Source organism: Rugamonas violacea (assembly GCF_016461825.1).
Lineage (GTDB): Bacteria > Pseudomonadota > Gammaproteobacteria > Burkholderiales > Burkholderiaceae_D > Rugamonas.
In genome coordinates, this window is the sequence record NZ_JAEMNU010000078.1 from 1 (window position 1) to 13,179 (window position 13,179).

The 13,179-nt window shown below is 65.8% G+C and carries 15 protein-coding genes; 8 read left to right on the forward strand and 7 right to left on the reverse strand.

Features of this window, described 5'->3' with window-relative positions; all coding sequences use genetic code 11:
* Positions 1–102: 102 nt before the first annotated feature.
* On the forward strand, positions 103–354 hold the full coding sequence (locus tag H7U20_RS14750) for an EAL domain-containing protein (RefSeq protein WP_370593157.1): 252 nt from the start codon (positions 103–105) through the stop codon (positions 352–354).
* A 256-nt stretch (positions 355–610) separates the two neighbouring features.
* Here H7U20_RS14750 and ppsR read toward each other — a convergent pair whose 3' ends face one another.
* Positions 611–1,459, reverse strand: a complete 849-nt coding sequence (ppsR, locus tag H7U20_RS14755; protein ID WP_199759909.1) for a posphoenolpyruvate synthetase regulatory kinase/phosphorylase PpsR — start codon at positions 1,457–1,459, stop codon at positions 611–613.
* Between the two features lie 166 nt (positions 1,460–1,625).
* Here ppsR and ppsA point away from each other — a divergent pair, with 166 nt between their 5' ends.
* The 6 genes from ppsA (at position 1,626) to H7U20_RS14785 (ending at position 7,065) form a co-directional block, all read left to right on the forward strand.
* The gene (gene ppsA / locus H7U20_RS14760; protein ID WP_199759910.1) at positions 1,626–4,076 is read left to right on the forward strand and encodes a phosphoenolpyruvate synthase; all 2,451 of its coding nucleotides are present in this window, start codon (positions 1,626–1,628) and stop codon (positions 4,074–4,076) included.
* Positions 4,077–4,292: 216 nt separating this feature from the next.
* Positions 4,293–4,712, forward strand: a complete 420-nt coding sequence (locus H7U20_RS14765) for an NfeD family protein (protein WP_199759911.1) — start codon at positions 4,293–4,295, stop codon at positions 4,710–4,712.
* Between the two features lie 66 nt (positions 4,713–4,778).
* Positions 4,779–5,699 carry an SPFH domain-containing protein gene (locus tag H7U20_RS14770; RefSeq protein WP_199759912.1) on the forward strand — a complete coding sequence of 307 codons (921 nt, stop codon included), beginning with the start codon at positions 4,779–4,781 and terminating at the stop codon, positions 5,697–5,699.
* 74 nt (positions 5,700–5,773) lie between these two features.
* On the forward strand, positions 5,774–6,064 hold the full coding sequence (locus tag H7U20_RS14775) for a hypothetical protein (RefSeq protein WP_199759913.1): 291 nt from the start codon (positions 5,774–5,776) through the stop codon (positions 6,062–6,064).
* 34 nt (positions 6,065–6,098) lie between these two features.
* Positions 6,099–6,512, forward strand: coding sequence for a DUF4259 domain-containing protein (locus tag H7U20_RS14780; protein ID WP_199759914.1), 414 nt, complete (start codon positions 6,099–6,101; stop codon positions 6,510–6,512).
* A 25-nt stretch (positions 6,513–6,537) separates the two neighbouring features.
* Positions 6,538–7,065: a DUF1993 domain-containing protein gene (locus tag H7U20_RS14785; RefSeq protein ID WP_199759915.1), complete on the forward strand. Its 528-nt coding sequence runs from the start codon at positions 6,538–6,540 to the stop codon at positions 7,063–7,065.
* Positions 7,066–7,095: 30 nt separating this feature from the next.
* Here H7U20_RS14785 and H7U20_RS14790 read toward each other — a convergent pair whose 3' ends face one another.
* On the reverse strand, positions 7,096–7,470 hold the full coding sequence (locus H7U20_RS14790) for a DUF6463 family protein (protein WP_199759916.1): 375 nt from the start codon (positions 7,468–7,470) through the stop codon (positions 7,096–7,098).
* Positions 7,471–7,602: 132 nt separating this feature from the next.
* Here H7U20_RS14790 and H7U20_RS14795 point away from each other — a divergent pair, with 132 nt between their 5' ends.
* Positions 7,603–8,139 carry a TetR/AcrR family transcriptional regulator gene (locus tag H7U20_RS14795; protein WP_199759917.1) on the forward strand — a complete coding sequence of 179 codons (537 nt, stop codon included), beginning with the start codon at positions 7,603–7,605 and terminating at the stop codon, positions 8,137–8,139.
* A 9-nt stretch (positions 8,140–8,148) separates the two neighbouring features.
* On the opposite strand, the gene H7U20_RS14800 is transcribed toward H7U20_RS14795, so the two are convergent.
* From H7U20_RS14800 to H7U20_RS14820, 5 genes are all read right to left on the reverse strand, one after another.
* Positions 8,149–9,102 carry a hypothetical protein gene (locus tag H7U20_RS14800; RefSeq protein WP_199759918.1) on the reverse strand — a complete coding sequence of 318 codons (954 nt, stop codon included), beginning with the start codon at positions 9,100–9,102 and terminating at the stop codon, positions 8,149–8,151.
* A gap of 87 nt (positions 9,103–9,189) precedes the next feature.
* On the reverse strand, positions 9,190–9,966 hold the full coding sequence (locus H7U20_RS14805; protein ID WP_199759919.1) for a methyltransferase domain-containing protein: 777 nt from the start codon (positions 9,964–9,966) through the stop codon (positions 9,190–9,192).
* Between the two features lie 14 nt (positions 9,967–9,980).
* Positions 9,981–10,766 carry a protein-L-isoaspartate O-methyltransferase family protein gene (locus tag H7U20_RS14810; protein WP_199759920.1) on the reverse strand — a complete coding sequence of 262 codons (786 nt, stop codon included), beginning with the start codon at positions 10,764–10,766 and terminating at the stop codon, positions 9,981–9,983.
* A 10-nt stretch (positions 10,767–10,776) separates the two neighbouring features.
* A complete protein-coding gene (locus tag H7U20_RS14815) occupies positions 10,777–12,135 on the reverse strand; it encodes a hypothetical protein (protein ID WP_233410769.1) in 1,359 nt (452 codons plus the stop codon).
* A 25-nt stretch (positions 12,136–12,160) separates the two neighbouring features.
* Complete coding sequence (locus H7U20_RS14820) at positions 12,161–12,901, reverse strand: hypothetical protein (RefSeq protein ID WP_199759922.1); 741 nt, start codon at positions 12,899–12,901, stop codon at positions 12,161–12,163.
* Positions 12,902–13,179: the final 278 nt, after the last annotated feature.

Sequence of the window (13,179 nt, forward strand, 5' to 3'; positions counted from 1 at the left end):
GCGCTGCTGCCGTGGAATGTGAAGGATTTGCATACCCCGGATTTAACCAGCATTCTGCCTGGCTGAATAGGTTGGGGTTCGTGGAGCGCTTACATTGATGTTCTGAAGATCGATCAATCCTTCGTGCGCGAGCTTAACATCGACGCCGATGATGCGGCCATTGTGCGCGCTATTGTCACGCTAGCCCATAGCTTGCGGTTGCAGGTGATAGCGGAAGGCGTCGAAAACGAGGAGCAGTTTGATTTTCTCAGGACCGAAGGTTGCGACCTGATGCAAGGCTATTACTACAGTCGGCCAGTCGATACAGAACGATTTGAACAATTATTGCGGCAAGACCGGCGTCTACCGACGTAGATGCGAAGACGACCACGCGGCCGGCATCGCCGTCTCCGCCGCAATGGCTTTTTCCTGTTTCTTCATTGACTGCTTGGGGGCTTGCCACGATAACGAGGGTCGGCCGGGATTCGAAAATATCCGAAACGGCGGGGCGCGTGTAACAAGCAGGTGAGCCCTTTGGAGTGAGGAAAATGAAACCGTGGTTGACCTTGGCGTTGAAGCGGGAGCTGGTGCGCGCGCCGATGCCACGAATCGCGCCGGCCCATCCTGATCGTCAGTAATCGCGCCGGTCCGGTTTGATCTCCTGCAGGATGGTGGTGGAGATCTCCTCGATCGACTTGGCGGTCGACGACAGCCAGCGGATGCCCTCGCGCTTCATCATCATCTCGGCCTCGTTGACCTCGTAGCGGCAGTTCTCGATGGAGGCGTACTTGCTGCCGGCGCGGCGCTCGTTGCGGATCTCGGCGAGGCGTTCGGCGGTGATGGTCAGGCCGAAGATCTTGCTCTTGAACTCGTACAGCGAGGAGGGCAGGCGGCCCCGTTCGAAGTCGTCCGGGATCAGCGGGTAGTTGGCCGCCTTGATGCCGTACTGCATGGCCAGGTACAGGCTGGTCGGTGTCTTGCCCGAGCGCGACACGCCGACCAGGATCACGTCGGCCGACGACAAATTCTTGTGCGACTGGCCGTCGTCGTGGGCCAGCGAGAAGTTGATCGCCTCGATGCGGTTCTTGTATTCCTCCGAGTCGACGATGTTGTGCGAGCGGCCGATGGTGTGGGTCGACTTGACGCCCAGCTCCTGTTCCAGCGGCGCGACGAAGGTCTGGATCAGGTCCATGTGCAGGCCCTTGCAGTTGCGGATCACCGCCGACAGGTCGTTTTTGACCAGGGTCGAGAAGATGATCGGCCGCTGGCCGTCGGCGGCGAAGGCCTCGTTGATCTTGCGCGCCGCGTCGTGCGCCTTGTCGATGGTGTCGATGAAGGGCAGGCGGATCTGGCGGAAGCGCAGCTCGAACTGGGTCAGCACGGCGTGACCGAAAGTTTCGGCCGTGATACCGGTGCCATCCGATACGAAAAATACCGTGCGGGCGGCGTTGGGCAAGGGCGGACGTTGTTCTTGGGTCATGGGGGTGCCGGGTTAATCGTCAATTAAGTATTGTGAATCGTCAATTTGCGCTGCAGGCTGTAAAATGTCTGCCAACAGTAAGATTGTGCTGCACGACGCTAAGAATAACAAGATTGAATGTCGGCGCCTCGCGAGAAGATTTCTATCATCAAGTAAGGGTGTCATTATGACCAGTATTTCCAACGCAGCACTGAAGGAGCAACAAGGGCAGAAAGGCGAGGCGGTCTACGTCGCCTCGTTCGAAACCTTGCGCATGACCGATGTGGAATCGGTCGGCGGCAAGAACGCCTCCTTGGGCGAAATGATCAGCCAGCTGGCCAGCGCCGGCGTGCGCGTGCCGGGCGGTTTCGCCACCACGGCGCAGGCCTTCCGCGACTTCCTGTCGTACGGCGCCAACGGCGGCAAGCCGCTGGCCGAGCGCATCGCCGACCGCCTGGTCGGCCTGAACATCGACGACGTGCGTTCGCTGGCCCAGGCCGGCGCCGAGATCCGTCAATGGATCGTCGAGACCCCGTTCCAGCCGCGCCTGGCCACGGAAATCCAAACCTTCTACGAAAAACTGGTGGCCGATTCGAGCACCGAGATGTCGTTCGCCGTGCGTTCCTCGGCCACCGCCGAGGACTTGCCGGACGCCTCGTTCGCCGGCCAGCAGGAGACCTTCCTCAACGTGGTCGGCATCGACAACGTGCTCGACGCGATGAAGCAGGTGTTCGCCTCGCTGTACAACGACCGCGCCATTTCCTACCGCGTGCACAAGGGTTTCACCCACGCCGAGGTGGCCCTGTCGGCCGGCGTGCAGCGCATGGTCCGTTCCGACCTGGGCGCGGCCGGCGTGATGTTCACCATCGACACCGAGTCCGGCTTCAAGGACGTGGTCTTCGTCACCTCCAGCTACGGCCTGGGCGAGACGGTGGTGCAGGGCGCGGTCAACCCGGACGAGTTCTACGTCCACAAGCCGATGCTGGAAAAGGGCAAGTCGCCGGTGATCCGCCGCAACATCGGCTCCAAGCTGCTGAAGATGGAGTTCACCCACGAAGCCAAGGCCGGTCGCTCGGTGAAGACCGTCGACGTGCCGGTCGAGATGCGCAACCGCTACTCGCTGGACGACAACGAAGTGGTCGAGCTGGCCAAGTACGCCGTCATCATCGAGAACCACTACGGTCGTCCGATGGACATCGAGTGGGGCAAGGACGGCCGCGACGGCAAGCTGTACATCCTGCAGGCGCGTCCGGAGACGGTCAAGTCGCAGCAGAAGGCGACCGACGCGCAGCTGCGCTTCAAGCTGAAATCGAGCGGCACCGTGCTGACTTCGGGCCGCGCCATCGGCCAGAAGATCGGCGCCGGTCCGGTCCGCGTCATCACCGATCCGGCCGACATGGAACGCGTGCAGCCGGGCGACGTGCTGGTGGCCGACATGACCGATCCGAACTGGGAACCGGTGATGAAGCGCGCCGCCGCCATCGTCACCAACCGTGGCGGCCGCACCTGCCACGCGGCGATCATCGCGCGTGAACTGGGCGTGCCCGCCGTGGTCGGTTGCGGCAACGCCACCGACATCCTCAAGGACGGCACCTTCGTCACCGTCTCCTGCGCCGAAGGCGACGAGGGCAAGATCTACGACGGCCTGCTGGAAACGGAAGTGTCCGAAGTGGCGCGTGGCGAACTGCCGCCGCTGCCGGTCAAGATCATGCTCAACGTCGGCAATCCGCAACTGGCCTTCGACTTCCAGTCGGTGCCCAACGGCGGCGTCGGCCTGGCGCGTCTCGAGTTCATCATCAACAACAACATCGGCGTGCATCCGAAGGCGATCCTGGAATACCCGAACATCGACGCCGACCTGAAAAAGGCGGTCGAATCGGTGGCCCGCGGCCACGCCTCGCCGAAGGCCTTCTACATCGACAAGCTGGCCGAGGGCATCGCCACCATCGCGGCGGCCTTCTGGCCCAAGCCGGTGATCGTGCGCCTGTCCGACTTCAAGTCGAACGAGTACAAGAAGCTGATCGGCGGTTCGCGCTACGAGCCGGACGAGGAAAATCCGATGTTGGGCTTCCGTGGCGCGGCGCGCTACCTGTCGCCGGACTTCGCCGAGTCCTTCGAGATGGAATGCCTGGCCATGAAGCGCGTGCGCAACGACATGGGCCTGACCAACGTCGAGATCATGGTGCCGTTCGTGCGTACCCTGGGCCAGGCCGAGAAAGTGGTCGACCTGCTGGCCAAGAACGGCCTGAAGCGCGGTGAAAACGGCCTGCGCCTGATCATGATGTGCGAAGTGCCGTCGAACGCCATCCTGGCCGACCAGTTCCTGCAGTACTTCGACGGTTTCTCGATCGGTTCGAACGACCTGACCCAGCTGACCCTGGGCCTGGACCGCGATTCCGGCATGGCGTTGCTGGCGGCCGACTTCGACGAGCGCGACCCGGCGGTCAAGGCGCTGTTGTCGATGGCGATCAAGGCTTGCCGCGCGCAGGGCAAGTACATCGGCATCTGCGGCCAGGGCCCGTCGGACCATCCCGACTTCGCCGAATGGCTGATGGGCGAGGGCATCGAGTCGATGTCCTTGAACCCGGACTCGGTCATCGACACCTGGCAGAAACTGGCCGCGTTGCAGCAGAAATAAGGTGCCAAACAGATATTGCCAAGTAAGAAATGGTGGGAATCGAACAAGAAGCGGTTGACGCGGGCGGGATTTGCGTTAGACTGCTTACATAGTGTCGACCAATAAAAACACCATCAATACTGACCAAATCGCAGTGAAAACCCTCGTCGCCCGTTGCGGGCAGCGGGGGTTTTTGTTTTTTAAAAGCGCATGTGTGCGCGCATCGAAGGAGGCATCATGGCGGACTGGATGACATGGCTGGTGGCGGCGGGCGTGATCGTGATTTTCGAACTGTTCACCGGCACCTTTTATTTGCTGATGATCGGCATAGGCGTGGCCTGTGGCGGCCTGGCCGCGCTGGCCGGGCTGCAAGCGCCCGGCCAGACGCTGGTGGCGGCCGTGGTCGGCGTGCTGGCCACCGGCCTGCTGTGGCGCAGCAAGTACGGCCGGCCCGAGCGCGGCGACCCGGCGCGCGATCCCAACGTCAACATGGACATCGGCCAGACCGTGCACGTCGCCGAGTGGCTGGACGGCACGGCGCGGGTGATGTATCGCGGCGCCATGTGGGATGTCGACCTGGCGCCAGGCACCCAGCCGGCGCCCGGCCAGTTCACCATCCGCGAGGTGCGCGGCAGCCGCCTGGTGGTGGCCGCCTGAGGGCGGCCCGCCGGCGGCGCCGTGCCGAGATATCGGCAATACCGTTTTCAACCTGGAGAGTACGCAATGGAAATTAGTTTAGGTAACGTCACATTCATCCTGTTCATCCTGGCCCTGGTGTTCGTGTTCAAGACCATCAACGTGGTGCCGCAGCAGCACGCCTGGGTGGTGGAGCGGCTGGGTAAATACCATGCCACGCTGGGCCCGGGCCTGAACATCGTGGTCCCCTTCGTCGACCGCATCGCCTACAAGCACATATTGAAGGAGATTCCGCTGGACGTGCCGCCGCAGGTCTGCATCACCAAGGACAACACCCAGTTGCAGGTCGACGGCATCCTGTATTTCCAGATCACCGACGCCAAGCGCGCCTCCTACGGCTCGTCGAACTACATCGCCGCCATCACCCAGCTGGCGCAGACCACCTTGCGTTCGGTGATCGGCCGCATGGAGCTGGACAAGACCTTCGAGGAGCGCGACCACATCAACACCGCCATCGTCAACGCGATCGACGAGTCGGCCGCCAACTGGGGCGTCAAGGTGCTGCGCTACGAGATCAAGGACTTGACTCCGCCGAAGGAGATCCTGCACGCGATGCAGGCGCAGATCACCGCCGAGCGCGAGAAGCGCGCGCTGATCGCCGCCTCGGAAGGGCGCAAGCAGGAGCAGATCAACATCGCCAGCGGCGAGCGCGAGGCCTCGATCGCCCGTTCCGAGGGCGAGAAGCAGGCGGCCATCAACCGCGCCGAGGGACAGGCCGCCGCCATCGTCGCGCTGGCCGACGCCACCGCCGCCGCGCTGCGCGAAGTGGGCGCGGCGATCCAGTCGCCGGGCGGCGCCGACGCGGTCAACTTGAAAGTGGCCGAGCAGTACGTGGGCGCCTTCGCCAACCTGGCCAAGACCAACAACTCGATCATCATCCCGGCCAACCTGGGCGAGATGAGCGGGCTGATCGCCACCGCGCTGCAAGTGGTCAAAACGCAAAAATAGGCAGTGAAATAGGCAGTGAAATAAGCAGTGAAATAAGCAGTGAAATAAGCAGTGCAACGCGACAAGGAGGCAAGATGTCCAAGTTATCGCAGGGTGGGGCGAACGCCGGCGCGTCCGGCGGGTCCAAACGCTACTGGTTCGGCGCCAAAACCTATGGCTGGGGCTGGGGTCTGCCGCTGGTGTGGCAGGGCTGGGCGGTGCTGCTTGGTTACATCGCGCTGATGCTGCTGGGCTGCGTGCTGTTCAATCCGGCACGCTCGGTGCTTTCGTTCCTGCTGTATGTGGGGGTGCTCAACGTGCTGTTGCTGGCGATCTGCTGGCGCACCGGCGAACCGCCGGTGTGGCGTTGGGGTCATAAAAAATAAAGGCGGCAATGCCGCCATCAACAAGGAGTGAACTATGGGAACCTGGGCAGTGGACGCCTTTGGCAACGACTACGCGCTGGACTGGGCGGAGGACCTGCGGGAGACAAAAAACCTGGAGGCGGTGGAGAGCACCCTCGACAATGTGCTCGACAACGGCGGCGCCTATCTGGAGGCGCCGTTCGCCGCGGAGGCGCTGGTGGCGATCGAGGTGATCGCCCGTCTGCAGGGCCACTGGGGCCTGCGCAGCGAGGAGAGTGCGGCGCTCGACGCCTGGGTCGAACAACGGCCGCAGAAGGCGCGGCCGGACTTGGCGGCGAAGGCGCACCAGGTGATCGAGCGCATCCTGGCCGAGCAGTCCGAGCTGCGCGAGTTGTGGACCGACAGCGAGCACTATGCCGACTGGACGGCTGCGGTGGCGGAGTTGAAGGGCCGGGTCAGTGTCGGTTGAGTAAGCAGCCAAGCAAGGAGCAGTGGTGAGCACGACCTTATACAGCGCCTCGGTGCCGGTGTTCGAGCACTATTTGTACTGCCTGCGGCAGACCTTGGACGTGGCCGAGAACCACCAGCGGCGCACCGGCAAGCCGGTGTTGCACGCTGCGCTGGCCGAAAACATGTTCGGCTTCGCCCAGCAGGTGACCATCGCCTGCGGCTTCACGCTGCGCGCCTGCTGTCCCTTGCTGGGCATCGAGGTGCCGGCGCTGGCCGGCGGCGACCAGGACTGGCCGGCGCTGAGCGCACGCATCGACGCCACGCTGGCCTTCCTGGGCCAGGTGCCGGCCGACCCAATCAACGCGGGCGAGGCGCTGGACGTGCAAACCACGGCCGGCCTGGCGACGCGCCGCTTTGTCGGGCGCGACTTCGTGCTTGCTTACGCGCTGCCGAATTTCTTCTTCCATTTGGTGACGGCGTACGCCATCCTGCGCAGCCAGGGCGTGCCCCTTGGCAAGCAGGACTTCGACGGCTACCACGAATATCCCGCCGGCTTCAGCTTCCCCGCCTAGGCCGGCCGCTGCGCTCCGGGCAAGGGCCGATCAGGCCAGCCAGCCCTGGCCGACGGCCAGCAGCACGCCGCCGACGATCAGCGCGGCCCAGAAGGGCGAGCGCGGCCAGGCGATCACACCGAGCAGCGCAATGGGAATCAGATAGCCGCCGATGATGCTGAAGAGGTGAAGGTCGCCGGCCCGCGCGGCGTTCACGGCGAGATGGCCAACCAGCATCAGCAGCGGTCCGAAGATGGTGAACCAGAAGCCGACGCGCCGCGTGTCGTTGTGGTGGAATTGGCCGACCAGGCCGTCCCGCAGGGTCTCCAGGAAGGCTTGCCGGAAACGCAGCAGCCCCATCAAAATGTGCCCCACACCCAGCGCCAGTACCGCCCAGGCCGAGGTGGCCATCCAATTGATTTGCATCGTTTTCCCCATCGTAAATTTTCCATCGTAAATTCCATCGTGGAACAGATAATTCGCTCACCATACCTTGAGGTATGGTTGGAGTCTCGCACTGCCGCTTGCGTTTGTCAATACCGTACGGTATGGTGGCGTATGGATCAACGATTAAATCGCCAGGCTTGGCTCGACGCCGGCCTGGCCACATTAGGTGCGCAGGGCCAGGAAGGCTTGACGATCATGGGCATCGCCCGCCAACTGGGCGTGACCAAGGGCAGCTTCTACTGGCATTTCGCGGACATGCCGAGCTTTAAGGCCGCCTTGCTGGAAGAGTGGGAGCGGTGCGACACAGACGGGCTGATCGACTTCGCCGGCTGGCGCGAAGTCGATGCGCACGAGCGCCTGCGCGAATTGTTGAGCGCCACGGTGGCGGGCAAGTCGCCGCTGGGACGGGCCATCCGCAGCTGGTCGCAGCACGACGTCATGGCGCGCGAAGTCCAGCAGCGGGTCGACCAGAAACGGCTGGCGTATGTGGGCGGGCTGCTGCAGCAACTGGGCTGGGGGGCGGACGACGCGGCGGCGCTGGCGCGCTGGGTGTATTACGCCGTGATCGGTTACTTCAACATGGACGGTCCGCCCATCGACGACAGGGAGATGGCGCTGTATCTGGGCACCCTGATTCCGCCGAAATAGCTGCCGCGCCTATCCAAGCAAGGCCAGCGTGTTGGCCAGGTAGTTGAAATAGCCGTGCCGCACCGTGCCGGCAAACAGCTGCCCCAGCGGCCGGTTCCGCTGGTCGAGCAGAATCGATCCGGAGTCGCCCAGCGCGCCCATGGGGCCGGTGATGATCTGGTCGAGGAAGACGGTGTCGCGGCCGAGCTGGCCGAATTGCCAGTAGTCTATCTTCACGCTGCTGTGCACCGCGACGATCCTGCCGGCCGTCTTGCCCGAGGCGCTGCCGCTCATGCAGACCAGTTGCCCCGGCACGATCTCGTGCGGCGGCGCCGGCGCGCCAAGGAGGCCGAGTCCGATGATTTCCCGGCTTCCGGCGTTGCCCGCGACGATGCGGGCGGCCGCGCTATCGACATAGTTGAGCCCGCCAAAACGGAGCGGGACATACATGGCCAGCACGCCGATTTTGGTCCGCGGCAGTCCATGCGCCTGAGCGGCGGCCGGAGCGAGGATGGGGTCGCCCAAGCGGGCCTGATTGTATAGGGCGAGCACGTGGTTGCAGCTGATGAACAGCTCGGGCGTGCCGCCGACCTTGCCCGCGCTGCGCAGGCAGCAGCCCAGCGTGCCGTACTGGCTGGCCTGGTGCGCCGCGCTCATGCCGCCGCGCAGGACGGCGCCGTATTCGATGGCGGCGCCTGGCGGCGGTTCGGTGCGCGGAGGGACGAGCATCGGCGCCTGCGGCCGCAGCGCCTCCTCGACGTCGGTGGGATAGATTTTTCCGCCCAGCCGTATGCGGGCGGGCAGTGCCTGGCCGCTGTGAAGCAGCCTTGCGGGCATTTTTCGCCGCACCAGGAAGGTGACGCAGAGCTCGTCCGATGCGATGCCGCCCACCGTTTTCAGGCCGATGCCGAAACCGCTCACGTCGGCCCGGGCGAGGTAGGCGTCCATCGCGCCGGCCAGGGCGAACTTGAGGTCGGCCATCATGATCGAGGTTCCATCTGGATGCTCCGTTGAGGTCCATCGCCGGCGGCGGATGTCGTGCGCGGCAGGGGGCGCCTGGCGGCCAGCGTTCTAGCCGGGCTTTGTGCCGACGCAGCAGAGCATGTTCACCGCCGCATAAAACCGCCCCTGTTGTTCGCTGTGCGCCAAGGCGGCGAACCAGTACGCGGCGTCGAGCGGGGCAAGCCAGCCGTGGCGCTGGGCTAGACTGGCGGCGTCCTTGAGCAGCAGGCGAACGGCGCCGCCGGCCAGGCGCACCGTCGCGCCGACGAGGCGGATGTCGGCCAGGCCGTGGCCGGCGAACAAATCGGCCAGGCCCCTGGCCGCGTAGGGGTTGGCGATGGTCTGTAAATGGCATGCCGTCAGCAGCCGTTCCAGGCCGGCGTCCGCGCAATGCACGCTGAAGGAGGGCCAGTCGGTGTCGATATACACCAGCCGTCCACCGGGCTTGGTGGCGCGCATGGCCTCGGCGAACGCCCGCAGCGCCATGACGGGCGCCAAGTGCTGCAGGAGACGTTCGCAGCGGCAACCGTCGAGCGACTGGTCGTCGAAGGGCAGGGCGCAGGCGTCGCCGTGCAGATGCCGCAGCTGGGCGGCGATATCGGCGCCGGCGGCGCGGGCGTCGGCGGCGCGCAATTGTGCCGCGTCGGCGTCCAGGCCGAACACGCGGCCCTTGTCGTTCAGCCGCAGGGCGATGGGGACGGTGTCCAAGCCGGGGCCGCAGCCGATGTCGGCATACGTTCCGCCGGCATCGCCGATCAGCGCGTCGTAGGAGCGCTGTTTGATGTGCTGTATATCGGGATTGTCGGCGGCCTCGTCCAAATAGCGGCTGGAAAAGATGCGGTTCACTGGAGGTCTCCCGTCTAGGCGGCCCAGACCTGCCACGCGCCACCGGCCGGCGTCGCCGCGTCGTCCGCCGCCGTCTCGTCGGCCATGGCCAAGCTTGGCATCGGCATGGCCGCCGCGCCGGCCCAGACGCCGGCCCAGACACCGGTGAGCGGCGGCATGGTGCATTGGCCGAGATCGGTAATCAGCGGCCCCAGCGGCGAGAGGTCGCTGCGGGTCAGGCGTTGCGGCCCCGCGTACGGGCCGACCGGCGCCATGATGGCGCCGGCGGCGGCGGCCTGGCGGGAGAACTCGTCCTGTATCCACGGGATGGCAAACGGAATCACGATGCGGTCGAAGGGGGCCAACTCCGGCCAGCCCAGCCGTCCGTCGGCGAATTTTTGCCGGATGTTGTCGAGGCCGAGTTCACGAAAGGCGTCCGAACTCAGCCACAGCTTGGCGGGATCGAGTTCGACCGTATAGACGCGCTCGACCAGCAATCCCAGCAGCGCGCTCAGGTAGCCGGACTCGGTGCCGTACTCCAGCACGCTCTGCGCCGTCTCCAGTTTCAGATTGTCGAGCATGACGGCGATGGTGCGCGGCGACGGCACATATTGCGTCGGCCCCCACAGATCCATCATCGCGTAGCCCAGGCGCCACAGGCCGGGCGGGGCGAAGGCGTGGCGCGGCACCACGGCCATGGCCGCCAGGGTCGCCGCCGAATGACCCTCGGCGCGCAGCGAGGCGAGCATTTGCTGGCGCGCCTCGGGCAGGTCCGGCAGTCCGCGTTTTTCCAGGTAGCGCAGGCAATTCAGCTCTTTCATGGTGCTCCCCTTATTTGGATGCCTGCCGGTAGGCGGCCGCGAAGACGCGCTGCGCGGCGCCGCCGCCGTGTGGGCAGAGCAGGCGGACGATGGTGTCGAGGGTGTGGGCGACGCGCGCGGCGGCCTGCACATCCCGCTGGTGAAGCGCGGCGTAGTGGCGGCGCAGGGTCAGGATCTCATCGGTGCTGAGCTGGATGTGATGGCGGATGTGTTCGATGTCCGCGTCGACGAAGACGCCGGTTTCAAGATCGGCGAATTCGGCGGCCAGGGTGACGTTGTTTTCCACCAAGCTATACACCCAGGCGCCGTTGCGGCGGATGCCGGGGTAGTGGTAGTCATGCAGGAAACGCTGTTGCTTGAACAGGCCCAGCTGCCGGCCCAGCTGGCGCGAAAACCAGTGGCTATAGGTCCAGAGCCGGTCCGGATCGAGCCGGCCGTCGTCGTCGGCGTCGGCGCGGACGGCGCGCAGCGTGGCGACCGTGCGCGCCAGCAGCGGGGCGGCGGCCTGTTGGATGATCGCCAGGCGGATCTGCCGAATCAGCGCATGGGCACCGCTGGCGTGTATGTCGCCCAGCAAGGCCGGCAGATCGAGTTCGGCGGGGCCGTAGTGCTCGAAAGCGCGGGCCAGGGCGCAGCGCAGCACGTCGCCGCGCGGCAGCGTCGCGCCGAGGCGCCGGTCGGCCTCGGCCAACACATACTGCAGGGCGAGCAAGCCGTGCCGCGCACTGTGCAGCGCGCAGGCGATGGGGTCCAATTGTTTCACCCGAACCAGCGAGCGGAAGGCCCGCAACAGGACGGCGGGCGCCGACACGCTGCCGTCCGGCATGTCGATCGGCCGGCCCGGCAGTTTCAGGGTGGCAACGGCGAGACTGGTGCGACAGCCGGCATCGCTCAGGCGTTCGGCGCAATCTTTTCGGTACAGGGCGCGGGTCAGGGACAGGCGGCCGTCCAGGCGCCGCCCGACGTTGACGAAGCCGGCCGCGCCATACGGTGTCAGACCGGTGCCGGTGAGCAGGAAGTCGGCGGCGGCCGGCCAGCCGGGCGGCGTGTCATTGCTGGAGAAAACGATGTCCGCCGCGACGCAACTGCGCCCGACGCCGGGCTCGACGAAGCGGCGCGCGGCCGGCCGCGCGCCGCTCACGTCGCCGTCGACGATGCGGCCGAGGTGTGGGCCGATCCACTCCTCGGCGCTGTGTTCCGGCTGCCGTCCTTCGGCCGTGAGCAGGCGCAGGGCGGGATGGCAATGCACCACCTGCGGTTTGTCGACCGGGTGCAACTCGACATATTCGCGCCGGTTCAGCGGCGCGGAGAGGAGCTCGTCGATGGCGGCCCCGGCCTTGCTTGCGGCCGGCGCGGGGAGGTCCGCCACGGGCGCCGGATCGGCGCGGCCGGCCTCAGCCATTGCCGCCCCGGACGGCGACGGGCGAACGGCCGAGGCCGTCAAGCCGGACGGCCGCGCCGTGCAGCGGGAAGCGCCCAAGCAGGTCGCCCAGCGTCGCTTCCAGCTGGTTGAGCGCCGCCGCGAACCTGTCCCGTTCGAGCACGGCGATGAGGTTCGGGCTGTGCGCGCGCACCTCCGGGTCCCACACCTGGTTCGGTTGGAAAAACTCATAGCCGATGCCGGCCATCAGACGGGTGCGCGGCGCGCCGGCGTAGACCATGCCGATCAGCGATTGCACGGTTGAACCGCTGGCCGCCAGCAGGAAGTGGTAGCGCAACAGGGAGTGCAGGCCGGCGCCGCCCTTGGCGTGCAGCGTGGCGCCACGGCCCAGCAGCAAGGAGGGGAATACGGCGTCGGGCAACTCGTTGCTGCAACCCATGGCCTGTTCGGCCGTCTGCGCGTCGGCGACCAGGGAGCCGCGCGTGGTCGACAGCAACTGGCCGCTGTTGCTCCTGGCGATCAGCACCGTGTTGGCGTCGTCGGCGGCGTCCCAGGCGAGCGCTGCCGGCTGCAACAGCTCGAATTCCCGGGCGGCGCGGTAGCAGCTCAGCCTTAGATTCTCGATCTCGGCGGCGTCGGCGCGGCTGGCCTGCGCTATCGTGCCTTCGTCGATGTCGATGTCAATGTGGGGGCGCGGACTGCGGCCATTCGGGGCCGGGCTGCCACGTTCTTCCGGCATGGTTGCGGGGGCCATATGCGACATATCTCCTCCAAGCGCGACGGGGGTGGCGCTGCGGCGCGCGGTGTGCGGCCGCCGGACATGTTGCCACCCCATCCGGCGATTCTGCCAGAAAGGCGCCTGCGCACAGGCCCAACTGGACGACCTTTCATCGCCATCAAGAAGCGGGCAGATTGATTCTCCCGGAGGCGACATTGTGCCTTCGCCAGGGGCGCGGCCGCGCGCCGCGGCGCAGGTGGCGAGGCGGGGCAACTTGGGAGGGGCGCGCGGCGGGGCGAACGCCGCCTTCCTTG

Bases quoted from the DNA above. Each gene is read 5' to 3' on its own strand.
- H7U20_RS14800 (WP_199759918.1), bottom strand. From the start codon at position 9,102: ATGATGGCCGACCTCAAGTTCGCCCTGGCCGGCGCGATGGACGCCTAC.
- ppsA (WP_199759910.1), top strand. From the start codon at position 1,626: ATGACCAGTATTTCCAACGCAGCACTGAAGGAGCAACAAGGGCAGAAA.
- H7U20_RS14775 (WP_199759913.1), top strand. From the start codon at position 5,774: ATGTCCAAGTTATCGCAGGGTGGGGCGAACGCCGGCGCGTCCGGCGGG.
- H7U20_RS14810 (WP_199759920.1), bottom strand. From the start codon at position 10,766: ATGAAAGAGCTGAATTGCCTGCGCTACCTGGAAAAACGCGGACTGCCG.
- ppsR (WP_199759909.1), bottom strand. From the start codon at position 1,459: ATGACCCAAGAACAACGTCCGCCCTTGCCCAACGCCGCCCGCACGGTA.
- H7U20_RS14770 (WP_199759912.1), top strand. From the start codon at position 4,779: ATGGAAATTAGTTTAGGTAACGTCACATTCATCCTGTTCATCCTGGCC.
- H7U20_RS14790 (WP_199759916.1), bottom strand. From the start codon at position 7,470: ATGCAAATCAATTGGATGGCCACCTCGGCCTGGGCGGTACTGGCGCTG.
- H7U20_RS14820 (WP_199759922.1), bottom strand. From the start codon at position 12,901: ATGGCCCCCGCAACCATGCCGGAAGAACGTGGCAGCCCGGCCCCGAAT.
- H7U20_RS14795 (WP_199759917.1), top strand. From the start codon at position 7,603: ATGGATCAACGATTAAATCGCCAGGCTTGGCTCGACGCCGGCCTGGCC.
- H7U20_RS14765 (WP_199759911.1), top strand. From the start codon at position 4,293: ATGGCGGACTGGATGACATGGCTGGTGGCGGCGGGCGTGATCGTGATT.
- H7U20_RS14780 (WP_199759914.1), top strand. From the start codon at position 6,099: ATGGGAACCTGGGCAGTGGACGCCTTTGGCAACGACTACGCGCTGGAC.